This is a genomic window from Streptomyces sp. NPDC045701, assembly GCF_056432045.1.
The window spans coordinates 11,202-37,619 of record NZ_JBWKJV010000030.1 but is presented as its reverse complement, the minus strand read 5'-3'; the positions used below and the strand labels follow the sequence as shown (position 1 = coordinate 37,619).

Below are 26,418 nucleotides of genomic sequence, written 5' to 3'. Positions count from 1 at the left end.
GGGGCATGGAGCGAGAAGGCACGGTGCGCTACGGGGGTGACGAGCCGGTGGACTCGGATGGCGGAATTCGGCGGAAGTGAGGCGCCTGCTGCACTGCACGGCCGGTCCACCGGATCTGTCTGCTGCTGCGTGCCTCGTAGGAGGCGGTCCCGCAGCGTCGACCATGGTGGCAGAGGGGCCGGTGCCCCGAAGGGGCCAACGGACCCGATGGGCGTCGCACCGAACGGCTTCTTCCGGGCTGACCTGGGCTTTCGATCCTTCTGGTGTGCTTGCTCACAGTGATCGTCCGGCGTGCCGTGCGTAGTGGCGCGGGCCACAGTGGGAGGCAAGGACTGCGGAAGGCGGAGGAGCGGACATGGGCGGAGTACGGGTCGAGCTGCGGGGCAAACAGGCGCTGGTGACCGGCGGGGCGCGCGGACTGGGTGCGTCGATCACCCGGGCGCTGGCCGGCGCCGGAGCGTCCGTCCTCGTGGCGGACGTGCGCAAGGAACTGGCACGGGAGCTGTGCGAGGAGCTGGCGCAGGACGGGAGGGACGCCCGGTTCGTGGAGCTGGACGTGACGGACGCGGGGGCCGTCGCCGAGGTGTTCCGGGAGCTGGAGGGGGACGGCCAGGCGGTGGACATCCTGGTCAACAACGCGGCCGTGGACGTCTCCAAGCCGATCGAGCACCTGACGGCCGAGGAGGTGACGCGGGTGGTCACCACGAACCTGCTGGGGCCGATGTACCTGTGCCTGGAGACGTACCGCCGGATGATCGCCCGGGGTGGCGGTCACATCGTGAACATCCTGTCCACCGCGTCGAACCGCACCTGGACCGAGGCCGGCCCCTACGCGGCGGGGAAGTCCGGTCTGCGGGCGTTCACGCACACGCTGTTCCAGGAGGCGCAGCGGGACTGCCCGGGCATCGGCGTGACGGGGATCATCGCGGGCGGCATGGAGACGCCGTTCATCCTGGAGCGGTTCCCCGACGCCGACGTGTCGATGCTGCAGAGCCCGGACATCGTCGCGGACACGGTGCTGTACGCGTTGTCGGTCCCGGCGGGCAGCGCGGTGCCGGAGCTGGTGGTGGTGCCGCGCACGGAGCCGTCCTGGCCGTGATCAGCCCTTGCCGGGCGGGCGTCCGGTGCGCAGCATCCGCAGGACGGCCCGCTCGGCGGGCCCCTGCGTGGCGGGGATGCCGTAGGTGCCCTCGTCCCCGAGGCGGGGCAGGGCCGGGGCGATGGTGATCCCTTCCTCGTACAGCTCGATCACGCGCGGGTTGATGTAGGAGGCGCGGCAGACGGCGGGGGTGTTGCCGAGGTATCCGGACACCTCGCGGGCCGCCCGGGCGATGGCGCGTTTGCGGGCGGTCTCGCTGCGGGCGACGGATTCGGAGACGGCGAGCGCGATGGCCGCCATGACGGTGGCGTGCCAGGTGCGGAAGTCCTTGGCGGAGATCTCCAGCCCGGCGATCTCCTTGAGGTACGCGTTGACGTCCTCGCCGTTCACGTCGCGCCAGGCGGGCCGGTCCCAGTAGGCGAGGAGCCGGTCCCCACCGCCCCGGCGGCGCAGCAGGGCGGTGAGGGTGCGGCAGGCGGCGGGGTCCGCCACGGTGCGGACGATCTCCTTGCCGTGCTTGCCGTTGTACGTGAAGAGGACGGTACCGGCCTGGCAGGCGGAGTGTTCGCGCAGCAGGGTGGTCAGGCCGTAGCTGTTGTTGAGTTCGGCGTAGCGGTCGCTGCCGATGCGGAAGAAGCCGAGGTCGAGCAGGCGTACGGCGGTGGCGAGGACGCGCCGCCGGGTGAGGCCGCGGTCGCCGAGGTGTGCCTCGACCTCCTCGCGGACGGCGGGGAGCCGTTGGGCGACGTCCAGGACGTGCTCGTGCTTGGCCTGCTCCTGTTCGGCCCGGAACCGGGGGTGGTAGAGGTACTGGCGGCGTCCGGCGGCGTCGGTGCCGACGGCCTGGAGGTGGCCGTTGGGTCTGGCGCAGATCCAGACGTCCTGCCAGGCCGGCGGGATGACCAGGGCCTTGATGCGGGCGATTTCCGCCGGGTCGCGCAGGGGGTTCCCGGAGGGGTCGGTGTAGCGGAAGCCCCGGCCGTGGCGCAGGCGGCGGTGGCCGGGGTCGGTGGGGCGGCTGTGGTGGAGTCGCAACGGTTCCTCTTCGTCATGCCGACGGACGCCGGGCCGGCGGGGAGTCCGCTGATGCGGTGGTGGTCGGGCAGGCGCACCTGCCACGGCACACCTCCTCGGGACCTCGGGCTCCTCACGGGTTTCCGGGCGGCCCACCGGCCAAACCCGTGGTGTCAGGGCGGGATCGGCTGTTCCGCCCAGATGGTCTTGCCGGTGGGGGTGTAGCGGGTGCCCCACTGCTGGGTCATCTGCGCGACGAGGAACAGTCCGCGGCCGCCCTCGTCGTCGCTGCCGGCCCGGCGGAGGTGGGGCGAGGTGTGGCCGGTGTCGGACACCTCGCAGATCAGGGTCCGGTCGCGGATGAGCCGGAGCTGGATGGGGCCGGAGGTGTAGCGGATGGCGTTGGTGACGAGTTCGCTGACGACCAGTTCGGTGGTGAAGGACAGTTCGCCGTCGAGGCCCCACGCGTCCACCTGCCCGGTGGCCAGGGCGCGGGCCCGGCCGACCGCCTCGGGGTCGTCGGCCAGGTCCCAGGCGGCGACCTCGTGGTTGTCGAGGGTGCGGGTGCGGACGAGCAGAAGCGCGGCGTCGTCGTCGACGGGTCCGGGCAGCAGGGTGGCCACGATCCGGTCGCACAGCTCGTCCAGGGGCCGCCGGTGCTCGGTGAGGACGGTGTGCAGCGCGTCGAGTTCGGCGTCGCGGTCGCGGCCGCGGCCCTGCACCAGCCCGTCGGTGAACAGCGCCATCAGGCTGCCCTCGGCCAGCGTGAACTCGGCGCTCTCGAAGGGCAGTCCGCCCAGGCCCAGCGGTGGGCCGGCGGGGAGGTCCGGGTGGCTGACCTCCCCGGTGGCGGGGTCGACGACGGAGGGCAGGGGGCTTCCGGCGCGGGCCATGCTGCACCGTCCGGTGACCGGGTCGTACACGGCGTACAGGCAGGTGACGCCGAGGGCCGGGTCGTCGGTCTCGGCCTGGGTGGTGGTCTGTTCGTGGGCGTCCTGGGTGATGAGCTCGTCGAGGCGGGTGAGGAGTTCGTCGGGCGGGAGGTCCAGCCGGGCGAGGGCGCGCACGCTGGTGCGCAGACGGCCCATGGTGGCCGCGGCCCGTACGCCGTGGCCGACCACGTCGCCGACGACGAGGCCGACGCGGGTGCCGGGCAGGGCGATCACGTCGTACCAGTCGCCGCCGACTCCGGCCCGGCTGTCGGCGGGCAGGTAGCGGTGGGCGACGTCCACCCCGGTCAGCCGGGGCAGGTGGCGGGGCAGCAGGCTGCGCTGGAGGGTGAGGGCGGCGGCGTGCTCCCGGGTGTAGCGGCGGGCGTTGTCGATGCAGACGGCGGCGCGGTCCACGAGCTCGTCGGCCAGGGGCAGGTCCTCGGACTCGAACGGGTCGGGGTGCCGGTCGCGGCAGAAGGTCACCACGCCCAGCGAGGCGCCCGCTTCGGTACGCAGGGGCACGGCGAGGCGGGAGTGCGGGCCGGTCGCGCCGGGCGCCGTCTCCAGGACGGGCCGTCCGCCGGCCAGGCAGCGGGCCTGGAGCGAGTCGGCCGGGTAGTCGAAGTCGGTGGGCCGGGGGTCGCGCGGGCTGTCGGACGGCCCTTCCCACACCCGTACGACGCGTCTGGCGGTCGCCGTTCCGGGGACCGGCTGGTCGCCCTCCAGGACGACGTCGAGGAGGTCGACCGTGATGCCGTCGGCGAACTGGGGGACGGCGACCGCGGAGAGCTCCTGGGCGGTGCGGGTCATGTCGAGGGAGGTGCCGACCCGGCCGCCGGCCCGTACGAGGAGGTCCAGGCGCTGCTGGGCGAGGTAGCGGGCGGTGATGTCCACCGTCTCCTCGCACACCCCCAGGGGGCGGCCGTCGGCGTCCTGGAGCCGGTAGTAGGAGCAGGACCAGACGTGGTCGTGCTCGGGGTCGGCGGGCGGGCGGCCGCTGTAGTGCAGCTCTATGACGGGCTCGCCGGTGTCGAGCACTTGGCGCATGGCCTCTTCCAGCGTGCCCGGGTAGCCGTCGGAGAGGATCTCGCCCCCGGTGACCATCTCGTCCGGGCCGAGCCCGGCGTACTGGAGGGTGCCCATCTCCTGGTAGAGGGCGTGGTTGGTCCACACGACGCGCAGATCGGTGTCGTAGATGGCGAGGCCGACGGGCGACTGGGTGGCCAGGCCCCGGAGCATCGACTGGAGGGCTTCCCACCGCTCGGTCTCGTTCGCGTCGGCCACCGCGAGCAGCCGGGCGGGCCCGGTGCCGGCGTGGGACAGCGGGAGCGTCGCGGTCGCCACGCGGAGGATGTGGCCGTCCCGGTGGCGCATGTGGAGCACCTGGCGCCGGGCCTGGGCGGCGCCGGGCAGGGGGGTGGCCATGTGGTACTCGCCCGGGCGGTCCACGACCAGGGCGCCGATGGGGCGGCCCACCGCCTCGTGCGCCGGGTAGCCCAGCAGGGCGTGGGCCGCCGGGCCCCAGCCGACGATGGTTCCGTCGGCGTCCAGGACGGCCGTGGCCGCTTTCGTGACGTCGAGGGGGCCGCGGAAGTCGGCACCCTCGGCCGCGTACACCGCGCTCATGGCGCCTGCCTTCTCATGTCTCCTCATGGTTGATCGGCGCCCCGTACGGCACAACCGCGCTCATGCCGTACGGCTCGGGGACCGGCCGGCGGCGGCGGACCGGGAGGCGAGGAGCAGGGCGATGTCGTCGGGCCGGTCGCCGGCGGGGGCCGACTCGCGGATGAGCCGTTCGGCGGTGTCGGCGAGCGGGCGGGTGCCGATGCCGGCGAGCGCGTGGCGCAGCCGTTCGATCCCGACGTCGATGTCGGTGCCCGGCCGCTCGACGAGCCCGTCGGTGTACAGGGCGAGGACGTCGCCGGCGGCCAGTCGCAGCCCGGTGACCGGGTAGGCGGCCCGGGGGTCGACGCCGAGGACCACGCCGCCGGGCAGATCGAGGACCTCCGTTGTGCCGTCCGGGTGACGCAGCAGGGGCGGGAGGTGGCCGGCGCGTACGGCGCGCGTGACGCCGGTGGTCAGGTCCAGGACGATGTAGCAGCAGGTGGCGAACTGGCCCGCGTCGAGGTCGATGAGCAGCCGGTTGGTCCCGCTCATCACTTCCTCGGGGTCGTGCCCGCTGAGGGCGAAGGCGCGCAGGGCGCTGCGCAGCTGGCCCATGGTCGCGGCGGCGGCGACTCCGTGTCCTTGGACGTCGCCGATGACGAGGGCGATGCCGCGGCCGGTGTCGATGAGGTCGTACCAGTCGCCGCCGATCTCCATGCCCTGGGTGCCGGGGAGGTAGCGGCCCGCGGTGTCGACGCCGGGGAGCCGGGGCAGCCGGTGCGGCAGGAGGGCGTCCTGGAGCCCGCGGGCGAGGGCCGCCTCGGAGTCGTAGCGCCGGGCGCGTTCGAGGGCCTGCGCGATGAGGCCGGCGAGGGCGGTGAGGACGGTGCGCTCCTCCGGGCTGAAGCCGCGCGGCTGGTCGAAACCGAGGATGCAGGACCCGACCGGGCGGCCGGAGGCGATGAGGGGCAGGAAGGCCCGGGCGCCGACGTGGGCGTCCATGGGGATGCCCGGGTAGGCGGCGGCCAGCCGCTGCATGGACTCGAAGAAGAGGGGGCGGCCGGTGGTGAGGGTCTCGACGCCCGGCAGCCGGGCGTCCAGCGCGACGCCGTCGAAGCGGTCGAGGAAGCCCTGCGGGAAGCCCGTCTCCCAGGCCAGGTACAGGTGGCGCTCGTCGAGGAGGTAGATCGCCAGCTGCCGGCCGCCGAAGGCGGGCAGGAGTTCCTCGGTGACGACGGCGGAGACCTGCCGGGCGGTGACGGCCTCGGTGAGCGCGATGGCGAGGGCGACCGGGCGGTACAGCATCGAGGCCCGGTCGGCCGGGGAGCCGAGCCCGGCGCCCGGCGCGGTGACGGAGCCGGGTGCGTACGGGGGACGGGCGGCGGCGGTGAGGGTCATGGTGACGCCCTCGTGCCCGGGGTGGAGGGCGACCGACAGCCACCCGTCGGGGTCGCGCTGGGCCAGGAAGTGGACGGGCTCGGCGGAGAGCAGCGCGGCCCGGAAGTGGTCCTCGTAGGCGGGCCGCCCGAACCACGGCAGGGCGTCCCACAGCACCTGACCGACGAGCTCGGGCCGGCCGCGGCCGAGGAGGGTCTCGGCACTGCGGCTGACGAACATGATCCGCCCGAGCCGGTCCAGTGCGCAGACCCCGTTCGGCAGCCGGTCGGCGCCGGCGGCGACGACCGGTCCCGCGCCCGGTTCGACCAGGGCCCCGTGCAGCCCCGCCTCTCCGCGGGTCACCTCGAGGAGGCACGGGCGGCCGTCGAGGGCCCGCAGCCACATGCGGCGGCTGGCGGGCCGGTCGGGGTCGGCCACCTGGCGCGCGAGGGTCCACAGGCCGTACGCGTCCTCCGGCGCGAGGAGCGCCGCGAGACCGTCGGCGCCGGCGAGCTCCGGCGGCGCCCCGGCGGCGGGCCCGGGTTCGGGCCCGGGTTCGGGGCCGGGTTCGGGGCCGGGGCGCTCGTCGCCGGGGCCGGGGCGCTCGTCGCCGGGGCCGGGGCGCTCGTCGCCGGGGCCGAAGCGGCCCCGGTCCTGGGTGGCGGCACCGGTGCCGGCGTCGGTGCCGCGGCCGGGCCGATCGTCGGCGGGGCCCGGGCCCGGCGCCGGGGCGGGGGGCCGGGTGGGGGCGCCCAGGATGGTGTGGAGGGGTTCGTCCATGGTGACCGCGCCGGTGGCCGGGTCCCAGTGGAGGTGGCCGGTGCGGATCGGCGGGGTGGCGCGGGCGGGGAGCTGGACGTTGACGGGCGGGTCGTCCCAGGCGACGGGGGTGCCCCGCGCGGCGAGGTCGGCGAGCCCGGCGCCGAGGCTCCGCGCGGTGCGCCGCATGCGCCGGCCGTCGGCGGGGTCGACCGGCCGGCCGGGGGTGGCGGCGCGCAGCACGACCAGCACACCGAACGCCTCACGGCCGTGTGTGACCGGCTCGTACAGCGACCCGAACGGGAACGGCAGGCCGGCCATGAGCTGGGGGAATCGGCGCATGGCGTCCTCGGCGTCGGCGAGGTGGATGCCGTTGCCGGACCGGTATGACTCGGCCACCGGGAAGGGGCGGTTGATGTGCATGCGCCACCAGGGGCGGAAGAGCCGGGTGGGCAGTCCGGCGAGCGTCGCCAGTCGCAGCAGGCCCGGGAGGCCGGGGCGCAGGTAGACGCCGCCCGCGAAGCCGCCGGTGGCCTCGACGGCGTCCACCGTGGCGGCGGCCAGTTCCAGGATCAGCGGATCCGGCGGGCGCCCGGCGTTCCCGGTGCCGTTGCTGTGCGGTCTGCCTGGCATGTTCCAGCCTCGTTCACCTGTCCCGGCCCCGTTCCGGCGGGAGGGTCCGGAGCGACGCCGCTGTGGTGCGGCGCCGTGCCGGGGCACACAGCCAGCATGCTCCCGAGCGGCGGCGTCGCGCACATCGGTGGTCCCGGAGGCGACCGCGCCGGTTGAGTTATGTTGAGCGGAATCGGGACAAGAAGGAGGCACACGGGTGCCATCAGGGCAGCAGGCACGCGCGCAGGCGGCTGCGATCACGCCGGGCGGGCCGTCCCCCGCGGAGGAGCAGGCCCCCGCCGTTCCCATGGACCGGGTCATGGCGCTGTTCGGCGGCCACCGGCTGTCGCCCGCCCAGCGCCGCATCGCCCAGTACATGATCGACCACCTGACGGAGGCGGCGTTCCTGTCGATCACGGATCTCGCGGAACGCGTGGGGGTCAGCCAGCCGTCGGTGACGCGGTTCGCGACGTCGCTGGGGTACAGCGGGTTCCCCGCGCTGCGGGAGGCGTTGCAGCCGATCGCGCTGAGCGCGGTGGCCGGGGCGCCGGAGACCCGGGAGGAGATCCGCCGCAACGAGCTGCAGGCGGCCATCGACGCCGAGATCGAGAACTTGGAGCACCTGCGTCGCCTGGTCGCCGATCCCGGTCAGATCCTGGACGTCGGCAGCCAGTTGGCCAGTTCCGTGCCCTTGACGGTCCTGGGGCTGCGGATCTCGGTGTCGCTGGCGGAGTACTTCGCGTACGCGGCCCGGCGCATCCACCCCGACGTACGCCTGGTGACCCGGGGCGGCAGCGTCGCCTACGACGCGCTGCTGCAGTCCCGGGAGGCGGGCGGGACGTGGGTGCTGGCCTTCGCCATGCCGAGGCACGCCCACGAGACGCTCTCCGCGATCCGGGCGGCCCGCCGGGCCGGGCTGCGCATCGCGCTGATCACCGATCTGACGCTGGGGCCGCTGGTGGAGGAGGCGGATGTGACGCTGACGGCCGGGACCGGGTCGCGGCTGGTCTTCGACTCGTACGCGGCACCGGGGGTCCTGGCGGCGTCCGTGCTCCAGGCGATGGCGGACGCCCACCCGGAGCGGACGCAGCTGCGGCTGGAGGGGTATGAGCAGGCCGCCGAGCAGCACAGGTTCTTCCTCGACGACTGAGTCACATTCCGAGGGTCGCCGACCGCCCCACAAGGATTTTTTCCGACATTTTCCCGCCCGAAGGACGCATGAAAAATTTCATACGCTTGCTTACTCGACGGTAAATATATTTACTGCTCGGACACCCCGGTGACGGTCCGGGGAAACGAGCAGAACACCTGTGACGGCGCTCCCTCCTCGCGCCGCCCCCGGTGTTCCGACCGGGCGCTCCGCACTCCCCGCGGACACCCGTGGCGGCCCCGGTCAACCCCTGGGCCGGGGCCGCCGAAAACCCACCCGTCAGGTGGCGGTGACCGCCGCGGTGGCGGCCGCCTTCGGCGAAGCACACGCCGTCGCCACCCCGGCCGCCGCCGAGGCCACCGCGGCCGTCGTCACCGTCGCGGCCAGCCTGGCGCGCGCGGCGGCCAGCGCCTGGTCCAACTGCCGCGTTCCGGTGGTCACGCAGAGCGTGTACGCGACATCGTCGAGCCGTCGTTTCAGGTCGGGCGCGAGGGCCAGCTCCTGGGAGGCGGTGCACAGGGATTCGTAACGGGCCACGAGCTCACGAAGCACTGCGGGATGCGCCAACAGCATGAACGTACCTGCCTTTCCCACGCCACGAAGCAAGGAGAGAGGGGACGCCGATGCCTCCTGCGGGCCGGCCTCCCCGGGACCGGGCGATGCGCCGGTCCCCGAACCGGGTCGCCCTCCCGCACATGGATGTGCCCGCACTCTCCGGTCCTCACACGACATTGTGATGCAACCGTGACGGATCCGCGCTGCGTGGGGAGAAAGGACACCTGTGCTCCATTGTCGTGACATGGACCATCGCACCGGTACCCCGCTCCCGCCGGCGGGTAGCCCTCGCAGCATGGCTGTGAACCCCATCGAAATGCAGAAGGCCCTCGGCGGCGTCAACTACCCGGCGTCCAAGAAGGAGATCGTCGACCAGGCGTCCAAGCACAAGGCCGGCCAGGATGTCATGAAGGCCCTGGACTCCCTCCCCGACAAGGAGTACGACTCGCCCGCGTCGGTCAACAAGGAGGTCGGCAAGGGCGACTGACTCAAGGTCCCCGCCCCGCCGTCCCCGCCCCCTCCGCCCCGTCCCCGCAGTCCGGGTCACGGGGCGGACGCATGCCCGCGCACCGGCACCCCCCTCACCCGAGTGGACGGCGTGGGGCGGTGGACCCGCCGCCGTCGCGCTCCACTGGCTGGACGGGACGAAGTCCGCCGCTCCGCGCAGGCAACCCCGGTGGCGCCGCGGCCATCCTCCCTGAGCGGCGGCCCGAACTCCCGGACGCCGCCCCGCACACCCGTGCACGGAGAGAGCAGCCCATGGTCCACATGTCGGTCGTCGTCCCCTGTTTCGACGAGAGCGAGGTGATCGACGCCTTCCACACGGCCCTGCTCGCCGCCCTCGAACCGACCGGCACGACCTTCGAGGTCTGCTACGTCGACGACGGCAGCGGCGACCGGACCGTGGACCGGCTGCGGTACCTCGCGGCGACGGACGGCCGGGTGCGCTACACCTCCTTCAGCCGGAACTTCGGCAAGGAGTCCGCGCTGCTGGCCGGCATGCGCATGGCCCGGGGCGAGGTGGTCGTCCTCATGGACGCCGACCTCCAGCACCCGCCCGCGCTCCTCCCCCGCATGCTGGAGCTGCACCGGCACGGCTACGACCAGGTGATCGCCCAGCGCGACCGCACCGGCGAGGGGGCCGCGCGAACCGCGCTCAGCCGCGCCTACTACCGCCTGGTGCGCCGGTTCATGGACGTCCAGATCGTCGACGGGGCCGGCGACTTCCGGCTGCTGTCGCGCCGCGCCGTCGACTCCCTCCTGTCACTGCCGGAGAGCAACCGCTTCTCCAAGGGCCTGTTCTCCTGGATCGGGTTCGACACCGTCAGCTTCGCGTACGAGAACGTCGAGCGGGCCGCCGGCCGGTCCAAGTGGGGCGGCAGGCGGCTGCTCAACTACGGCATCGACGGACTGCTGTCGTTCAACAGCCGACCGCTGCGCCTGGCCATCCACACGGGACTGTGGCTGTTCCTGTCCGCGCTCGTCTACGCGCTGTGGATCATCGCCAACGCGCTCCTCGACGGGGTGGACACCCCCGGCTACGCGACCCTCATCACCGCCATCGTCGGGCTCAGCGGCATCCAGCTCGCCACGCTCGGCGTCATCGGCGAGTACGTGGGCCGGATCTATCACGAGGCGAAGCGCCGCCCCCACTACGTGGTGCGGGAGACGGACCGGACCGCCGGCCTCCACCGCGATCCGGGCGACACGCGCGGCCCCGCGCTGGAGCCCGCTGGACGGACCAGGCCCAAGCCGTGAGACCCCTCGCCGCCCTGCGGACGCCGGCGGTCCGCCAGTTCGTCTCCTTCGCCCTCGTCGGCCTGGCCAACACCGCCGTCTACTACGCCGTGTACGCCTCGCTCAACATCTGGCTGCCCTATCTCGCCGCCCATGTCATCGGGTACGCGGTCAGCGTCGTCGGCTCGTTCCTGCTCAACTCGTACGTCACCGTCCGCACCCGGCCCACCTGGCGGGCGTTCGCCCGCTATCCGCTGTCGGGCGCGGCCAACGTGGTGGGCAGCGGGATCCTGCTCCACCTCGCTGTCAGCCGGCTGGGGATGGACGAGAACCTGGCGGCCGTCGCCGCCGGCCTCCTCGTCACCCCGCTGTCCTTCGTGCTGGCCCGCTGGGCCATCACCTCCGGGGCGGCCGCCACCCGCCGTTCCGCGTCGCGGCGGCCGCCCGGGGAGGACCGGGTCAGGGAAGGCGCGTCCCGCGAGTGACCTTGTCCAGGTGGTAGTAGTCGGCGACGCACCGCGCGGGCCAGGCCCGGGTGCCGTTCGCGCTGAACGGCTCCAGCATCCCGCTGACCGACACCGGCTTGTACGGCAGCACCTTCGCGCCCTCGGCCGCCCGCTCCCGCAGCCACCGGTCCTGGCGGTCCCACTTCTGCGCCCGCACCCGCATGTCGTGGCCCAGCTCGTACAGCGGGGCCGCCAGCCCGAGGACGGTCACCGCGCAGACGGCGGCGGCGAGCCCGGTGACCGCGCCCGTGCGCACCCCGCGCAGCCGCACCGCCCGCCCCAGGAACGCTCCGGCGGCCACCAGGAGGAGCACGTACAGCAGGAGGTAGTCGTTCCAGGTGCGCTCGGCCGTCACCACCCGCGGGCCGAACACGGGGTAGGTGATGACCGTGCAGAGGTAGCCGGACACCAGGAAGGCCGCAGCGCCGAGGCCGGTGAGCAGCAGCGGCCGGCACGGCAGCAGGACCCGCCGCCCGGGGGCCCCGGCGGGGCGCGAGGCGAGCAGGCCCAGCAGCACTCCGGCGGCGACGGCCCCGGCGTACTGCCAGGTCGTCAGGACGGTCTCCAGGATGCGGACGTACGCCCGCAGCGAGGCGGTCAGCGACTCGGGGGCGAGCATGGAGGTGGTCTCGGCGCCGAACCGCTCACGGCGGTTGCGCGAGCCGGGGGACGTCACCAGCAGGAGCGTGCCGACGGCGACACCGGCCATGCCGGCGAGGGACCAGCCGCGGGCGAGGGCCCTGGCCCGTTCGGTGAAGAGCGACCCGGCGAACAGGACGACACCCGACAGCACCACCAGGACCACCACGGACGCCTCTTCGGAGAGGGTGCCCATGAACACGCCGGCGAGCAGGACGACGGCGAGAGCGGCGATCCGGCCGCGCCGGCCACGGGCCCGCAGCAGCGGGATCGCGGCCGCGCAGGCGAGGACCGGGGCGAGGGTGTGCGAGACGGACGCGGCGGGCCAGTAGAACGTCTTGTACGTGTTCGGCGTGGCGAGCAGGAACACCGCCGTGATCATGGAGGCGACGAGCAGCGGCACTCCGCGCGGCACGCGCTGTCCGGCGCGGCGCAGCAGCGACGCGGTGAGCGCCCACAGCAGCCCGAGCATGAGGACGCCGCTGACCGGGCCGTACCACTGGTGTCCGGCGAGCGGGAACTTCGCGTACAGCCCGACGAGCAGTCCGTTGCCGACCCGTCCGTTGTCGGTGAAGTAGAACCTGCCGACCAGGCCGAGGACGCCCTCGTCGCGCACCAGGGGCAGGAAGCACCACTCGTCGGCGCTGGGCCGGACGTACCGGCCGAGGTACGAGGCGGCCGCGAGCAGGCCCAGCGGCAGCAGGGCGAGGGCGGCCGTCCACGCGGTCGTCCGGGACCCGCGCGGGTCGCCGCCCCCCTTCCCGAGCCCGGCCCGGGGTCCTTGGCCCGGGTCCGGGGGGACGGTGACACTCGATGCGCCGACGGCCATGTCTTCTTCACTGCCTTTCGGGAAACCACTGGTACGACACCGAAGAGGTGATTCGGGGCGGTGCCGTTGTCCGCGCGCCGGGCCGGATTCGGCGCAGCGCGGACCGGGTCTCCCACTCGACCGGTCGGCGGCGGTCCCCGCAACCGGCGGTCACCCAAACGGCTCACGTCCGCAGCGCGGTCACCAAGCGGCACCAGGGCGCCCCGTCGGGCCGGCGGCCGAACTCCTCCAGCGCGGTCAGCTCGACCCGGAAGCCGGCTCGGGTGAGTTCCGCGACGGCGTCGGTGAGGCGGAAGGTGCGGTAGTACATGGTGAAGCGCGGCCGCCACAGCAGGTTGCGCACCCGCATGGCGGCGTCGAACGCCCACAGCTCCCAGTAGGGCGGGGAGCCGACCGGGGGCGGGGCGGGGAGGGGGAAGACGAACCGGCCGCCGGGGCGCAGCGCGCGGTGCACGCCGGCGAACAGAGCGGGCCGCTCGGCCGGAAGGAAGTGCCCGAACGCCCCGAAGCTCACGGCCAGGTCGAAGGCGGGGCCGAACGGCAGGGCGCGGGCGTCGGCGCGCACCCAGTGGACGCCGGGGGCGTCCGCGTGGGTGGCGCGGGCCCGGTCGAGCATGCCGGTGGAGAAGTCGGTGCCGGTGACCTGCTCGTCGCACAGCTCGCGCAGTACGCCGACCCCGGCTCCGGTGCCGCAGCACACGTCGAGGCCGGCGCGGAACGGTCCGTGCGGGCGCAGCGCGTCGGTGACGGCGCCGAGGACCCGGTCGGAGGTGCGGTAGGGGGTGTGGTCGAACTTCGGGGCCAGCAGGTCGTAGCCGGCCTGGGTGGAGGAGAGCGCCTGGGTGGCGAGTTCGCGGAACGTCGGGCCGTGCGGGCTGAACATGGTCCCCTCTCGGGTCGGACCGGCGTGTCAGATCAGGCCGGCGTTGAAGACGTCGACCGGCAGGGTTCCGGTGCCGTCGCCGGGGGTGGCGCCGGGGAGCGGGATTTCGGCCCAGATGACCTTGCCCTGGGCGGTGTATCTGGTGCCCCAGCGTTCGGCCAGCTGGGCGACGAGGAAGAGCCCGCGCCCGCCCTCGTCGGTGGTGGCGGCGTACCGCAGGTGGGGCGAGGTGCTGTTGTGGTCGGCGACCTCGCAGGTCACGCCCCGGTCGTACAGCAGGCGGACGCGGACGGGGGGTGCTCCGTAGCGGATGGCGTTGGTGATGAGCTCGCTGAGGATCAGTTCGGCGGCGAAGGACAGGTCGTCCAGTCCCCATTCGGCGAGCCGTCGCACGGCGGCGGAGCGGATGCCTCCGACGGCGCCGGGGTGGAAGGGCACGTCCCAGTCGGCGACGCGGTCGCAGCCGAGGGCGCGGGTGCGGGCGACGAGCAGGGCGACGTCGTCCTTGGGGTGGGCGGGGAGCAGGGCGTCGAGCACCAGCCGGCAGCGTTCCTCGGGGGTGGCGGCGGGCCGGCCGAGGGCGTCGCGGAGCAGTTTGATGCCGACGTCGATGTCCCGGGTGCGGTCCTCGATCAGGCCGTCGGTGTAGAAGACGATCTGGCTGCCCTCGGCGAGTTCCAGTTCGCGGCTCTCGAAGGGTATGCCGCCCAGGCCGAGCGGCGGGCCGGCCGGGAGGTCGGGGAACTCGACGTTCCCGTCGGGGTGGACCAGGGCGGGCAGCGGGTGCCCGGCGCGGGCCATGGAGCAGCGCCGGGAGACGGGGTCGTACACCGCGTACAGGCAGGTCGCGCCGGTCATTCCGGCGCCGCCGCCGGCGTCGTCCTCGTCCTGGTCGATGCGGCCGACGAGGTCGTCGAGGCGGCCGAGGAGCTCGTCGGGCGGCAGGTCGAGGGTGGAGAAGTTGTGCACCGCGGTGCGCAGCCGGCCCATGGTGGCGGCGGCGTGCAGGCCGTGCCCGACGACGTCGCCGACGACGAGGGCGACCCGGCTGCCGGGCAGCGGGATGACGTCGAACCAGTCGCCGCCGACGCCGGACTGGGCGGGCAGGTAGCGGTGGGCCACTTCCAGGGCGCTCTGTTCGGGCAGGGCGCGGGGCAGCAGGCTGCGCTGGAGGGTGACGGCCATGGCGTGCTCGCGGGTGTAGCGGCGGGCGTTGTCGATGCTCACGGCGGCACGGGCGACGAGCTCCTCCGCGAGTTCGAGGTCCTCGTCCTCGAAGGATTCGGGCTTCTCCGAGCGCCAGAAGTTGGCGACGCCGAGGACGACTCCCCTGGCCTTGAGGGGGACGGCGATGAGCGAGTGGATGCCGTACTCGACGATCCGGCGGGCCCGCTCGGGGTCCTGGGCCTGCCAGCCGGCGGCCCGGGACAGGTCGGGCACGAGTTCCGCCCGGCCGCTGCCGAAGCCGCGTGCCTGGGGCGTGGAGGGCACGAAGGCGATCATCTTGCCGCGCGGGTAGAGCGGGTGGTCGTCACGGATGCCGGCGACGGCGGTACGGCGCATGTCGGCGGCCGTTCCGGACGGTTCCTCGCCGCGCAGGACGGGGTCGGCGAGGTCGACGGTGACGAAGTCGGCGAAGCGCTGGACGGTCACCTCGGCGAGTTCCTCGGCGGTGCGGACGACGTCGAGGGTGGTGCCGATGCCGACGCCGGCGTCGTACAGCAGGTTGAGCCGTCTGCGGGCGCCCTCGGCGCGGCCGGTGAGGGAGCGCAGCTCGGTGGTGTCGCGGATGGTGGCGACGGTCCCGGCGGGGCCGCCGTGCCGGTCGGTGTGGCGCTGGTTGACGGCGAGCAGCCGGTCGGCGGCGGGGACGACCTCGTCGGTGGCCACGCGGCCGGAGCAGAGCAACTCGGCCATGCCGGGGTCGAGGCCGGGCAGGTCCTTGACGCCGCGGCCCTCCGCGTCGGGGGGCAGGCTCAGCAGCCGTGCGGCCTCGTCGTTGGCGAGCAGGAGCGTGCCGTCGCCGCCGACGATGACGACGCCCTCGCGGACCGCGTGCAGGACGGCGTCGTGGTGTTCGTACACCCGGGTCATCTCGGTGGGGCCGAGGCCGTGCGTCTGGCGGCGCAGCCGGCGGGCGACCAGGGCGGTGCCGGCGGTGGCGACGGCCAGGCCGGCTGCGCTGGTGGCGAGGATGACGGGCAGCTGGCGGTTGACGACGCCGGTCACGTTGCGGACTTCCAGTCCGGCGGAGACCAGGCCGATGACCTTCCCGTCCGACCCCCGGACGGGGACGACGGCCTGGACCTCCTCGCCGAGGGGGCCGTCGACGCTCTCGATGTGGACGCGGCCGGCGACGGACGGCTCGATGGTGCCGACGAAACGTTTGCCGATCAGCTCCGGCTGCGGGTGGGTGTAGCGGGTCCCGTCGGTGTCCATCACGACGATGAAGTCGACCCCGGCCGCCTTGCGGGCGGCTTCGGTCAGGGGCTGGAGGACGCCGGACGGGTTCGGGTCGGTCAGCACGCTCTCCAGGCCCGGCGCGTGCGCGAAGGACTCGGCGACGGCGACGGAGCGGTTGCGGGCCTCTCTGTCGCTGTCGCCGCGCGACTGGAGGAGCAGTGCCAGGACCGCTCCCAGCACCAGCAGCAGGACGAGCGCCACCTGCAGGACGAAGACCTGTCCTGCGACGCTCCGTGGGAGCCTCTCGGCCAGTGACCGAACCGAGGCGCCACGGAATCGGTCGAAGAAGTGGACCACGTTCCCCTTTCTAACACCGTACGGCCCACGGCGACCATGAGTGACCGCCGGTCGCCGGGCGATCACGCACCGCGTGCGGCCCTGCGGGCCCGCCGGGGCCGATGGGCGGGGGAATCCATCGTTCACCCAAGGGCGGTCCATGGGTGCGCCATCGGTGGGCCAACAGGTGATCAAACTCGAACGGCCGCGGAACGTAGGGCCGTAGGTTGTCGGGGTGTGACGACGCAACCCGGTGACGGTCCGGCAGCCCTCTCCGCCCCCACTCCCCCGTCCTCCCCGCGTGGCCGCCGCGCGCTGCTGCGTGCGGCGCTCGGCGGCACCGCCGTCCTCGGTGCCGGGCTGGGCCTCGCCCCGCCGCCGGCCGTGGCGGCGCCCCGGCCCGGCAGGCCCCGCCCGGCCACTCCGGCGGCGGCGCTGCGCGAACTGGCGCACGGCAACGGGCGCTGGCGGGCCGAGCACCAGGCGCATCCGCACGAGAGCACCACGGCCCGGGTGGCGGCCGTGTCGGGTCAGCACCCGTTCGCGCTGATCCTGGGCTGCATCGACTCCCGCGTCCCGCCGGAGCTGATATTCGACCAGGGCCTCGGTGACCTGATGACGGTCCGCTCGGCGGGCGAGGTGCTGGACGAGGCGGTCCTCGGCAGCATCGCGTACGGCGTCCTCGAACTGGGGATCCCGCTCGTCATGGTGCTGGGCCACCAGTCGTGCGGGGCCGTCGCGGCGGCGGTGCGCGCGGAGGAGAGCGGCGACCGGCCGCCGGCCCACATCGACTACATCGCCGAGCGGATACGGCCGGCGATCGACCACGGCTCGACGGGGGCGGCGCGGATCGACGCGACGATCACGGCGAACGTCCGTCATGTGCGGGGCATGCTGGCCGCCGAACCGGACTTGGCCGCCCGGGTGGCGGCGGGCCGGCTGGCCATCGTGGGTGCGCGGTACGAGCTGGGGAGCCAGCGGGTGCACCGGGTCACCCAGAGAGGGTCCGGAGGGCAGCGGCGTCCGCCCGGAGGGCGGGACGTCGCGGGCGGGCGAGACCTCACGGACACGACCTGGGGCGCGTGTGGGGCCGCGCCGGTCAGCGCACGCCCCGCGGGCGGAACTGGACGCTGATGCGGGGGCCGACGCCCTTGGCGGTCTTGGGGACGGCGTGCTCCCACGTCCGCTGGCACGAGCCGCCCATCACGACGAGGTCGCCGTGCCCGAGCGGCACCCGGGTCGCGGGGCCGCCGCGGCGCGGGCGCAGGGCGAGATCGCGCGGTTCACCGACGGACAGGATGGCGACCATGGTGTCCTCGCGCGATCCGCGCCCGATCCGGTCGCCGTGCCAGGCGACGCTGTCCCGCCCGTCCCGGTAGTAGCAGAGGCCGGCCGTGGTGAACGGCTCGCCCAGTTCGGCGGCGTAGTGCGCGGACAGGGCGTCGCGGGCCTCGTCGAGCACGGGGTGCGGGAGGGGGTCCCGCTCGCCGTAGTGGGCGAGCAGGCGCGGTACGTCGACCTCGTGGTCGTACATCGTGCGCCGCTCGGCCCGCCACGGGACCTTCCCGGCGAGCTCCTCGAACAGGGCGCCCGCGCCGTGCAGCCAGCCGGGCAGCAGGTCGATCCACGCGCCGTCGCCGAGCACGGTCCGCCGGACGCCGGTCAGCGGTCCGAGGCGGATCTCGTCGGCCTGGTCGAAGAGCGAGCCCTGCAGATGCGCGGTCATGCCCTTAGCGTACGAGCGAATCGAACCTTTGAGCTATTCGATCAATCCGTGCTCGGCCAGCGGGCCGACCTCCAGCCCCCTCGACCGGCACGCGGCGACCAGCTCGGGCACCGCGCCCAGCGCCGCCCGCCACGCCCCCGGCGCGCTCACCACGTCGGAGTCGTGCAGCAGCACCGTCGCGCCGCCGCCCAGCGTCCGGGTGACCTCGGCGCACACGCTCCGCTCGGTCGCCCCGGCCGTCCAGTCGCGCCCCCACGCCGACCAGAGCACCGTGCGCAGCCCGGCGGCGCGGGCGGCGGACCACCGGCCGCCGGTGAGGATGCCGTACGGCGGGCGGTACCACAGCGGGCGCCGTCCGGCGGCCTCGGCGACCAGGTCCGCCGTACGCGCCAGATCGCGGGCGTCGCGCAGCGGACGCGGCCACCAGGGCCGGTCGTGCCGCCAGCCGTGGACGGCCAGCTCGTGGCCCTCCGCCGCGATTCTCCGGCCCAGGCCGGGGTGGCGCTCCAGCCGGCCGCCCAACACGAAGAACGTGGCCCGCACGGACAGGGCGTCCAGGGTGCGCAGGAACCGCGGCGTGGTCTCCGGGTCGGGGCCGTCGTCGAAGGTGAGCGCCACGTGTGCCGGGTCGCCCCGCCCGTCCAGCCCCGGCCACAGCGCGGCCCGGGCGCCGGGCAGCCAGGTCGCGGCGGGGCCGATGTGCCAGGCGGCCACCGCGCCCAGCACCCCCACCGGAAGCGCGTTCACCACCGGTCCTCCGGGTGCTCGGGGTCGTCCGTGACGAGGGGCGACCTGGCGAGTTGCACGCACCCGGCGACCAGCAGCGCCAGCGCCAGGACCTCGAACACCACCCGCCACCCGAGGTGCACCCGCTCCGCGAACAGCGCGACGCCCAGCACCACGCTCAGCAGGGCGTCCCCCAGGGTCAGCGCGGGCTGTGAGGCGACCAGGCTGCCCGCCCGCAGCGTCACCTGGAGCAACAGGAAGCTCGCCAGCCCCACCACGACGGCGGCGTACGGCTGCCACGTCGTCAGCACGGCGCCGACGCCGTCCGGCAGCCGCCCCAGCGCGTCCTTGAGCAGCGCGGCCGTGCAGGCGAAGCCGGTCGCGGTCGCGGTGCCCAGCACCGCGGCGCGCGGCGCCGGCGACAGCCGCGGCGACACCAGGCACATCAGCGCCACGAACAGGCCCGTGCCCAGCGCGGTCCACCCCCAGTCGGCCGGCGGCACGGTGGTGCGGCCGCCCGTGGGATCGGCCATCGCGAGGAACACCGCGAGGCCGAGGGCCATGGCGGCGAACGCCCAGCGGGTCCTGGCGTCGGGCCGGCGGCGGAACACCACCCCGCCGACGACCAGGGTGAACATCAGCTCCGTGCTCATCACCGGCTGCACCACCGACAGCGGGCCCGTGGCCAGCGCGAGCGCCTGGAGGACGCCGGAGACGGCCAGCAGCGCCGCGCCCCACACCCACACACGCCGGTGCACCAGTCCGGCCATCCACGAGCCCCGCCGCGCCGAACCGGGGTCCGGGCGGGCGGCGGCCGCACCCTGCCGCTGGAGCACGGACGCCCCGGCGTTGCCGAGGGCGGCCAGCAGCGCCAGGCAGATGGAGAGGGCCAGCACCGCGGTCAGCCGAACCGCTTGGCCATGGCGCGGAAGAAGCCCGGCACCGCTCCGTGCAGCCGGGCCGGCATGCCCAGCCAGGACGGTACGAAGACGTCGTCGCGGCCCCGTACGACCGCGCCCCACACCACGTCGGCCACCCGTTCGGGTGACACCGGCCGTGGATACCGGCGGTGGTACGGGGCGCCCCGCCGGGTGAAGAACGGGGTGTCCACCGCGCCCGGCAGGACCACGGTCACCCCCACGCGCGTCCCGGCCAGCTCGTAGCGGAGGCTGTCGGCGAAGGCCAGCAGGGCGCCCTTGGTGGCGGCGTACACCGCCTCGTTGCCCACGCCCACGCGCCCGGCCATGGACCCGATGATCACCACCCGCCCGGCGCCCCGCTCCGCCATCCCGGGCAGCAGCAGCCGCACGAGGTGCACGACGGACGTGAGGTTCAGGGCGATGAGCCGGTCGACGGTGTCGGCCGGCATCCGGGTGAAGGGCCCCGCCCAGCCGATTCCCGCCGCCGCCACCAGCATGTCCACCCGCCCCTCCCGCTCCAGGGCGTCGGCCGCCAGCCGCTCCACCCCGGCCCGCTCCCCCAGGTCGGCCCGCAGCGCGTCGCCGCCCGTGCGGTCCGCCACGGCCGCGAGCCGCTCCTCGTCCCGGCCGCCGAGGAGCAGCCGCCACCGGCCGTCGGCGGCGAACCGGTCGGCGACCGCCTCCCCGATCCCGGACGACGCCCCGGTGACGAGCACCACCGGGCGGGCGACCGGGCGACCGGCGGGCCGTGCCCTTCCCGGCCGGGCCTCGGGACGGGGCGTGGCCTCGGGACGCGGCGTAGGGGGCATGGTGGATCCTCCGGACTGTCGTCGACCGTGCCCTTCCAGCCTCCTGGTTTCCCGCCGGTTCGCCTCCCGGCATCCGCCACCGTGCCCGACGATCCACCCGAACAGTCCGATTCGGCCGCGCGCCGGGCCGCGCCGGCGGGCGGGGCGGCACACGATGGAACGGGCACGGAACGGAGGGCGCCACATGGGGCGGCGATGCCTGGTCCTGAGCGCGAGCATGGGCGCGGGCCACGACGCGGTGGCCGGCGAGCTGGCACGCCGGCTGCGCGCCGGCGGCCACGACGTCCTGGTGCGCGACGTGCTGACGCTGCTCCCGCCCGGCGTGGGACCGGCGGTGCGCGGTTTCTACCGGTTCGTGGTACGGCGGCTGCCCCCGGTGTACGCGGCGATCCACGCGCTGTTCCTGGCTCCCCGGCCGCGTCCCGGCCGGGCGCCGGACGTGGCGCCGATGGCCGGGCTCGCCGAGCGGCGGCTGGGCGCGCTGGTGGCGGCGTGGCGGCCCGACGTGATCGTCTCCACCTTCCACCTCGCGGGCCAGGTCACCGGGCGGATGCGCGGCCGGGGCGCGCTGCGGGTGCCGTGCGCGGTGTTCGTCACCGACTTCGCGGTGCACCGCGCCTGGCTGGACCCGGGCAACGACCTGTACCTGTGCGTCAGCGGGCCGGCCGCCCGGGCGGCCCGCGAGGGCACCGGTCGGGTGGCGGTCGCCGCCGGCCCGGTCGTACCCCCGGAGTTCCACCGGGCCGGGGGGCGGGCCCCGGACGCGGACGGGCCGCCGGTGGTGCTTCTGACGGGTGGGGCGTGGGGGGTCGGGCCGGGACTGCTGCGGACGGCCGGGGCGCTCGCCCGGCACGGCTTCCTGCCGGTGCTGCTGTGCGGGCGTGACGAGCGGCTGCGCCGGCGCGCCGGGCGGCTCCCGGGGGTCCGGGCGCTCGGCTGGACGGACGACATGCCGGGGCTGATGGCGTCGGCGCGGGTCCTGGTCGACAACGCGGCGGGCCAGACGGCGGTGCAGGCCCTCGCGGCGGGAGTCCCGGTCGTCGGCTACCGGCCCATCGCGGGGCACGGGGCCGCCGGGGTGCGGCAGATGGCCGCCGAGGGGCTGACCACGTATGCCGTCGGCCTCCCGGAACTGCTCGCCGCCGTCGGCGAACTCGCCCGGCCGGGTGCCGCGCGGGACGGGCGAACGGCGGCCGGCTCGGCGGTGTTCCGGACGGACGCCGCGCGGCTGGTCGCGGACCTCGGGCGGTGACCCGGCCGGGGCGCCTCCGGGGACGGGCCCGCGGCAAGGCGCTCAGCCCCCCTCGGAGCCGGGCCGGCGGAGGCGGGGCGGGGTCAGGTGGTGGTGGGGGTCAGGTGGGGGTGGTGGGGGTCAGGTGGTGGTGGGGTCGCCCTTGATGAGGGCGAAGGTGGCGCCCGCGGGGTCCTTCAGCAGCGCGAGGCGGCCGACCCCCGGCACGTCGGCCGGCGGGGCCAGGGGCGTGGCGCCGTGTCCGGTGGCGGTGGTGAAGGTGGCGTCGCAGTCGGTCACGCCGAAGTACGGGTACCAGGTGGAGCCGGGCCCGGCCACGGGGTCCCCCTCGGGTCGCGGCATGATGCCGCCGTGGCCGGGGTCGTCGGCCGGGCCACCGGGCGAGGAGACGACGGAGTAGACCGTGTCGCCGCCCATGTCCATGTCCCGGTACTCCCACGAGAAGACCGAGGCGTAGAAGTCCTTCGCGGCCCGCACGTCGGCGGTCCGGAGTTCGGTCCAGCACAGGGTGGCGGGCTCCATGACCGTGTCGACGCCCTTCGTGTCGCCCGGCTGCCACACCGCGAAGTCGGCACCCGTCGGGTCGGTGAAGGCCGCCATCCGCCCGGCGGTGAAGATGTCCATGGGCGGTACGCGGACCGAACCGCCCGCCTGTTCCACCGCCCTGCTCGTGGCGTCGGCGTCGCGGGTGTGGAAGTAGGGCGTCCAGGCGGGGCTCGCGCCCTCCCCGGCCAGCGGGCCGAGAGCGGCCACGGTGCCGCCGTCGCGCTGGAAGAAGCCGTAGCCGCCGGCCTCCGGGCCGGCCGACTGGAACGTCCAGCCGAACACGGCGGAGTAGAACGCCACGGCGGCGTCGGTGTCGGGGGCGCCCAGGTCGATCCAGTTGGGGGTTCCGGGTACGAAGTCGGTCGTCAGCACGGGCGGGCCTCCAGTGAGCTGAGCAGCGCGTAGGCGGTCGGGACGAGGGTGTTCCCGCGGCTGTAGCGGCGGGTGGAGAGGGCGACGAGCGCGGTGCCGCTGTCCGGCCGGAACCCGAGGAAGGCGGTCTGTCCGCTGGTGGCCCCGATGTGGAAGTACATGCTGCCGCCCTCGGCCGGGTGGTGGAACCAGGTCAGGGTGTGCGTGTGCACGTGTCCGAGGCCGCGCCGCAGCAGGGGGCGGCGTACGTCGCGCAGGGCGGCGGCGAGCGGGGAGGCGTCCGGGCGCAGGTGGGCCTCGAGGAAGGTGAGCAGGTCGTGCGGGCCGGCGCGCACCGCGCCCGCCGCCTGGAAGCCGCCGATGAGCAGGGGCGGGGTGGGGGTGCCGTCCTCGTGGTGGCCGGTGGCGTCGGTGTCGGGTCCGGAGGGGCGCAGCGCGGTGTCGCGGAGTCCGAGGGGGCGCAGTACGCGGTCGGTCAGGAGCCGTTCCCAGGGGGTGCCGGTGGCGGCGGCGAGGGTGTGCCCGAGGGCGGCGACGGCGAAGTTGGAGTAGCGCCAGCGGGTGCCTGGGCGGTACCGGAGGCGGGCGCGGAAGAAGGCGCGGACGACCCGTTCGGGCGGGTAGTGGGCGTACGGGTTGGTGGACCAGCGGGGCAGGGCCTGCGGGTAGAAGTCGGCGGGCAGCGGGGGCAGTCCGGAGGTGTGGGTGATCAGGTGCGTGAGGGTGACGGGGTGCCGGCCCGGTGGTCTCCCGGGGTCGAGGAGGGAGGCGGCCGGGTCGTTGCCGGACAGTGCGCCGGAGGTGGTGAGGTCGGCCAGCAGCAGGCCGGTGAAGGTCTTGGACGCCGACCCGATCTCGTAGCGCAGCCGCTCGCGCGGTACGGGGCCGGGGGGTGCGGTGCCGCCGCTGCGGACGGTCCGGCGGCCGTGCCGGGAGAGGGCGAGGACGACGTCGGGTGCGTCCACGGCCCGCACGGCCTCGTCGAGAAGTTCCGTGTCGTCGCCGTCGTGCCCGTCGTGGGAACCGGGGCGGCTCATGCGGGGGCCTCGGCGGTGAGCCGCTGCAGGGCGCGTGACGTGGCCAGCGCCGAGGCGAACGCGGCGACCAGGGTGGGGTGGTACACGATGTCGAAGACGTCCTCGGGGTCGCCCTCCGGCATCGTGTCGAGGGCGGGCATGGCGCCGTCGGGTTGCTGAGCGGCGGCGAACCCTTCCCAGGCGGCGGCGTCGAACGTGGGCTCCGGCAGGCAGGCGTCGATGACGAGCAACTCGCCGAGCAGGTCCCAGCGTTCGAGGTCAAGCCAGTCGTCGAGCCAGGCCGGCAGCCACAGTTCGAGGTGCTCGGCGACGGCGGGCGGCAGGCCGCCGGGGTTCTCGCCCCAGTCGGTGAGGTGGAAGACGGTGTGGGTGATGTCGTACGCGGTGTGCGGACCGACGGTCCACGGTTCCGGGGTGCGGCCGAGCCAGGTGCGGGCGAGCGCCTCGTCCTCCGGCAGGCTCGGGGCCAGCCCGAAGCGGCGCTCGAAGGCGCTGAGGCCCAGGCGTCGTACGGGCTGCACCTCGAGGGCCGCCCAGCCGGTGAGCCGGTGGTTGATCCGGATGGCGCGTTCCAGCTCCGGCTGGGTGTAGCCGAGTTCCCGGAACGGGACGTACACCTCGAAGGGGATGGGGGAGGTCGGCTCGATGCGCTGACCACGCACCAGCGCACGGCCGCCGTCCAGGACTTCGCGCCAGGCGTGGTCGAGGAGTTTGCGGGCGAGGTCGGCCTGGCGGGAGCCGGCCACTCCCTCGCGGAAGAGGACCTTGCAGATCACGGCCAGTTCACCGACGGGCTTGAACCGCTCCAGGAAGCCGATCGCCGGGTCGACGTCGGGTTCCAGCCGGAAGCCGTCGCGGTGGGCGTGGAGCCACTCGATGGCGCCCACGCCGACGGTGTGGACGAGGCGGGTACTGGCGGCCGTCATGCCGGCACTCCTCCATGGGGCTCGTCGGTGTCCCGGCCGACGGGGCGGCGGGCTTCGGTCAGGGTGGCGGCGAAGGCCGCGACCAGCGTGGAGTGGTAACAGTTGGGGAAGACCCGCAGGACGTCCTCACCACGCGGTCCGCGCCCCCTCTCCGTCAGGGCTCCCGTGCTGTCCTGGGCCCGGGCCACCGCCGCCCAGGCGTCCTCGGTCAGCTCGGGCGCGGGGGGCTCCGGCAGGCCGGCGGCGACGGCGAGCAGTTCGCAGCACAGGTCCCAGTGCTGGGTCTCCACGCAGCTGTCCAGCCAGGCCGGGAGCCAGGTGACCAGGTAGTCCGCGACCTCGTCCGGTACGCCACGCGTGTCGTGGCCCCAGTCGGTGAGGTGGAACACGACGTGGGTGAGCGTGTATCCGGCGAACCGTTCGAAGGTCCACGGTTCGGGGAGGCCGCCCAGCCAGGTGCGGCGCAGGACCGCGGGCGGCGCTTCGTGGGGGGTGAGGCCCGAGCGCCGCTCGGAGTTGAGGATGCTGAGCAGCCGGTTCGGCAGCAGCTCCGTCGTCCGCCAGCTGCGGGTGCGGACGAGGTGGGCGGCGAAGTCCTCGTACGCGGGGTGCCGCAGGCCGCCCGAGGCGAACGCGGCGTACACCTCGAGGGGGTACGTCGCGCAGGGTTCGAGCCGCTGCAGGTCGAGGAGGAGAGCGCCTTGGCGGGTCTCGCGCCAGGCGTACTCCAGCAGGTCGGTGGCGGTGTCGTGCGGGTGCGTACCGGGCCTGGTGCGGCGGCGGATGGAGACGCACGTCTGGGCGAGCTCGCCCAGCGGCTTCCAGGAAGCGTCGACGTCGGCGTCCGCCTCCAGGGCGTCCTCACCGAGTCGGAAGCCGGCGCGGTTGTCGGACAGCCAGCCGAGCGCGGACTCGGCCACGCGCCGGAGGTCGACCGGGGTCGTGCCCGTCGCAGCCGTCACAACGGTGCCCCGGCGCGCAGGTGGCGTGCGGCGTGCAGGTGGAGCGCCACCTGCGGGTCATCGCCGCCCATGTGCGCCACGAACTCCAGTCCGGCGTCCAGGCCCAGTGTCTCGGGTACGCCGTCGAGCACGGCCAGCCAGCGTCCGGCTCCGGCCGCCTGGAGCCAGCCACGGCGCCGTACCGCGCGGACGAAGCCGCGCGCGACGTCGACGGTGCGGCGTGCCGCGACGCGGGCGACCGCGTTGTCGGTCCCGGGCACCGCGAGCGCGGCAAGCAGGGCGAGCCGGTGCGTCAGGGCCTGCCAGGGCAGGTCGTCCAGCCAGGCGGCGTCGTCCGGCTCGGCGTCCGCGTCGGATGTCTCGGCGGGCGGGGCGCCCAGGTCCCGCAGGGTGCGGGTCATGGCCCAGTGGCTCCAGCGCGACGTGGTGGAGGCCCCGGGGCCGGGCGGGTAGGCGAGCACCGCCTTTTCGCACACCGCCAGGTCGACCGGGGCGGGTGTGCCGCGGTACAGAACGCTCGGCAGCAGGACGTCGGCCCCCATGACGCGCACCGCGGCGAGGCCGAGGTCGTCGTCCCCGATGGTGACCGCCGGGCCGGCGGCAACCCGGGTGTGGTCCCCGCTCGTGAGAGCGGAGACCACTTGGGTGGCGAGGTCCCGCACCGCGCCTGTCAAGGGCGTCGAAGTACTGGACTGCTCCATTTCGT

General features: G+C 74.7%; 22 protein-coding genes and 1 pseudogene. 7 read left to right on the top strand and 16 right to left on the bottom strand.

Annotation, left to right across the window (positions count from 1 at the left end; translation table 11 throughout):
* The first annotated feature begins 355 nt into the window (after positions 1–355).
* Positions 356–1,099: an SDR family oxidoreductase gene (locus tag AC07DW_RS25535; protein WP_478860018.1), complete on the top strand. Its 744-nt coding sequence runs from the start codon at positions 356–358 to the stop codon at positions 1,097–1,099.
* Here AC07DW_RS25535 and AC07DW_RS25530 read toward each other — a convergent pair whose 3' ends face one another.
* The 3 genes from AC07DW_RS25530 to AC07DW_RS25520 form a co-directional block, all read right to left on the bottom strand.
* Positions 1,100–2,134: a DNA topoisomerase IB gene (locus tag AC07DW_RS25530; protein WP_478860017.1), complete on the bottom strand. Its 1,035-nt coding sequence runs from the start codon at positions 2,132–2,134 to the stop codon at positions 1,100–1,102. It lies immediately after the preceding gene.
* Positions 2,135–2,286: 152 nt separating this feature from the next.
* Positions 2,287–4,671: a SpoIIE family protein phosphatase gene (locus AC07DW_RS25525; protein ID WP_478860016.1), complete on the bottom strand. Its 2,385-nt coding sequence runs from the start codon at positions 4,669–4,671 to the stop codon at positions 2,287–2,289.
* Between the two features lie 60 nt (positions 4,672–4,731).
* The gene (locus AC07DW_RS25520) at positions 4,732–7,419 is read right to left on the bottom strand and encodes a SpoIIE family protein phosphatase (RefSeq protein WP_478860015.1); all 2,688 of its coding nucleotides are present in this window, start codon (positions 7,417–7,419) and stop codon (positions 4,732–4,734) included.
* Positions 7,420–7,615: 196 nt separating this feature from the next.
* Between AC07DW_RS25520 and AC07DW_RS25515 the strand changes: the two genes are divergently transcribed.
* Positions 7,616–8,548, top strand: a complete 933-nt coding sequence (locus tag AC07DW_RS25515; protein ID WP_478860014.1) for a MurR/RpiR family transcriptional regulator — start codon at positions 7,616–7,618, stop codon at positions 8,546–8,548.
* 279 nt (positions 8,549–8,827) lie between these two features.
* Here AC07DW_RS25515 and AC07DW_RS25510 read toward each other — a convergent pair whose 3' ends face one another.
* Positions 8,828–9,121, bottom strand: coding sequence for a DUF5133 domain-containing protein (locus AC07DW_RS25510; RefSeq protein WP_478860013.1), 294 nt, complete (start codon positions 9,119–9,121; stop codon positions 8,828–8,830).
* 277 nt (positions 9,122–9,398) lie between these two features.
* On the opposite strand from AC07DW_RS25510, the gene AC07DW_RS25505 reads away from it, so the two are divergent.
* The 3 genes from AC07DW_RS25505 to AC07DW_RS25495 all read left to right on the top strand — a co-directional run bounded on the left by AC07DW_RS25505 (position 9,399) and on the right by AC07DW_RS25495 (position 11,325).
* Positions 9,399–9,590, top strand: a complete 192-nt coding sequence (locus AC07DW_RS25505; protein WP_478860012.1) for a DUF2795 domain-containing protein — start codon at positions 9,399–9,401, stop codon at positions 9,588–9,590.
* Between the two features lie 272 nt (positions 9,591–9,862).
* Positions 9,863–10,861 carry a glycosyltransferase family 2 protein gene (locus tag AC07DW_RS25500; protein ID WP_478860011.1) on the top strand — a complete coding sequence of 333 codons (999 nt, stop codon included), beginning with the start codon at positions 9,863–9,865 and terminating at the stop codon, positions 10,859–10,861.
* On the top strand, positions 10,858–11,325 hold the full coding sequence (locus AC07DW_RS25495) for a GtrA family protein (RefSeq protein ID WP_478860010.1): 468 nt from the start codon (positions 10,858–10,860) through the stop codon (positions 11,323–11,325). The genes AC07DW_RS25500 and AC07DW_RS25495 overlap by 4 nt, the downstream gene beginning before the upstream one ends.
* Here AC07DW_RS25495 and AC07DW_RS25490 read toward each other — a convergent pair.
* From AC07DW_RS25490 to AC07DW_RS25480, 3 genes are all read right to left on the bottom strand, one after another.
* Complete coding sequence (locus tag AC07DW_RS25490) at positions 11,300–12,814, bottom strand: DUF6056 family protein (protein ID WP_478860009.1); 1,515 nt, start codon at positions 12,812–12,814, stop codon at positions 11,300–11,302. The two genes, AC07DW_RS25495 and AC07DW_RS25490, sit on opposite strands and share 26 nt — an antisense overlap.
* Positions 12,815–12,977: 163 nt before the next feature.
* Positions 12,978–13,697 (bottom strand): class I SAM-dependent methyltransferase, encoded by a 720-nt coding sequence (locus tag AC07DW_RS25485; RefSeq protein WP_478860008.1) that lies wholly within the window; start codon positions 13,695–13,697, stop codon positions 12,978–12,980.
* 27 nt (positions 13,698–13,724) lie between these two features.
* A complete protein-coding gene (locus tag AC07DW_RS25480) occupies positions 13,725–16,361 on the bottom strand; it encodes a SpoIIE family protein phosphatase (RefSeq protein ID WP_478860007.1) in 2,637 nt (878 codons plus the stop codon).
* 312 nt (positions 16,362–16,673) lie between these two features.
* Between AC07DW_RS25480 and AC07DW_RS25475 the strand changes: the two are divergent.
* Positions 16,674–17,429, top strand: a pseudogene (locus tag AC07DW_RS25475) (carbonic anhydrase); the annotation flags it as partial.
* A 106-nt stretch (positions 17,430–17,535) separates the two neighbouring features.
* Here AC07DW_RS25475 and AC07DW_RS25470 read toward each other — a convergent pair.
* The 4 genes from AC07DW_RS25470 to AC07DW_RS25455 are packed head-to-tail and all read right to left on the bottom strand — an operon-like array spanning position 17,536 to position 20,617.
* Complete coding sequence (locus tag AC07DW_RS25470; RefSeq protein ID WP_478860006.1) at positions 17,536–18,162, bottom strand: alpha-ketoglutarate-dependent dioxygenase AlkB family protein; 627 nt, start codon at positions 18,160–18,162, stop codon at positions 17,536–17,538.
* 33 nt (positions 18,163–18,195) lie between these two features.
* Positions 18,196–18,909: a polysaccharide deacetylase family protein gene (locus AC07DW_RS25465; RefSeq protein ID WP_478860005.1), complete on the bottom strand. Its 714-nt coding sequence runs from the start codon at positions 18,907–18,909 to the stop codon at positions 18,196–18,198.
* A complete protein-coding gene (locus tag AC07DW_RS25460) occupies positions 18,906–19,784 on the bottom strand; it encodes a DMT family transporter (protein WP_478860004.1) in 879 nt (292 codons plus the stop codon). Before AC07DW_RS25460 ends, AC07DW_RS25465 begins: the two co-directional genes overlap by 4 nt.
* A gap of 5 nt (positions 19,785–19,789) precedes the next feature.
* Positions 19,790–20,617, bottom strand: coding sequence for an SDR family NAD(P)-dependent oxidoreductase (locus AC07DW_RS25455; protein ID WP_478860003.1), 828 nt, complete (start codon positions 20,615–20,617; stop codon positions 19,790–19,792).
* A gap of 184 nt (positions 20,618–20,801) precedes the next feature.
* On the opposite strand from AC07DW_RS25455, the gene AC07DW_RS25450 reads away from it, so the two are divergent.
* Positions 20,802–21,869, top strand: coding sequence for an MGDG synthase family glycosyltransferase (locus tag AC07DW_RS25450; RefSeq protein WP_478860002.1), 1,068 nt, complete (start codon positions 20,802–20,804; stop codon positions 21,867–21,869).
* 120 nt (positions 21,870–21,989) lie between these two features.
* Here the strand turns inward: AC07DW_RS25450 and AC07DW_RS25445 are convergent, their stop codons facing one another.
* Genes AC07DW_RS25445 through AC07DW_RS25425 form a run of 5 tightly spaced genes read right to left on the bottom strand, consistent with a single transcriptional unit; the run spans position 21,990 to position 26,413 of the window.
* Positions 21,990–22,787 (bottom strand): VOC family protein, encoded by a 798-nt coding sequence (locus tag AC07DW_RS25445; protein ID WP_478860001.1) that lies wholly within the window; start codon positions 22,785–22,787, stop codon positions 21,990–21,992.
* The gene (locus AC07DW_RS25440; protein ID WP_478860000.1) at positions 22,781–23,824 is read right to left on the bottom strand and encodes a serine hydrolase domain-containing protein; all 1,044 of its coding nucleotides are present in this window, start codon (positions 23,822–23,824) and stop codon (positions 22,781–22,783) included. Before AC07DW_RS25440 ends, AC07DW_RS25445 begins: the two co-directional genes overlap by 7 nt.
* Positions 23,821–24,750, bottom strand: coding sequence for a DUF6895 family protein (locus tag AC07DW_RS25435; protein ID WP_478859999.1), 930 nt, complete (start codon positions 24,748–24,750; stop codon positions 23,821–23,823). The genes AC07DW_RS25440 and AC07DW_RS25435 overlap by 4 nt, the downstream gene beginning before the upstream one ends.
* Positions 24,747–25,712, bottom strand: a complete 966-nt coding sequence (locus AC07DW_RS25430; protein WP_478859998.1) for a DUF6895 family protein — start codon at positions 25,710–25,712, stop codon at positions 24,747–24,749. The genes AC07DW_RS25435 and AC07DW_RS25430 overlap by 4 nt, the downstream gene beginning before the upstream one ends.
* Complete coding sequence (locus AC07DW_RS25425; RefSeq protein WP_478859997.1) at positions 25,709–26,413, bottom strand: hypothetical protein; 705 nt, start codon at positions 26,411–26,413, stop codon at positions 25,709–25,711. Before AC07DW_RS25425 ends, AC07DW_RS25430 begins: the two co-directional genes overlap by 4 nt.
* Between the last annotated feature and the right edge of the window lie 5 nt (positions 26,414–26,418).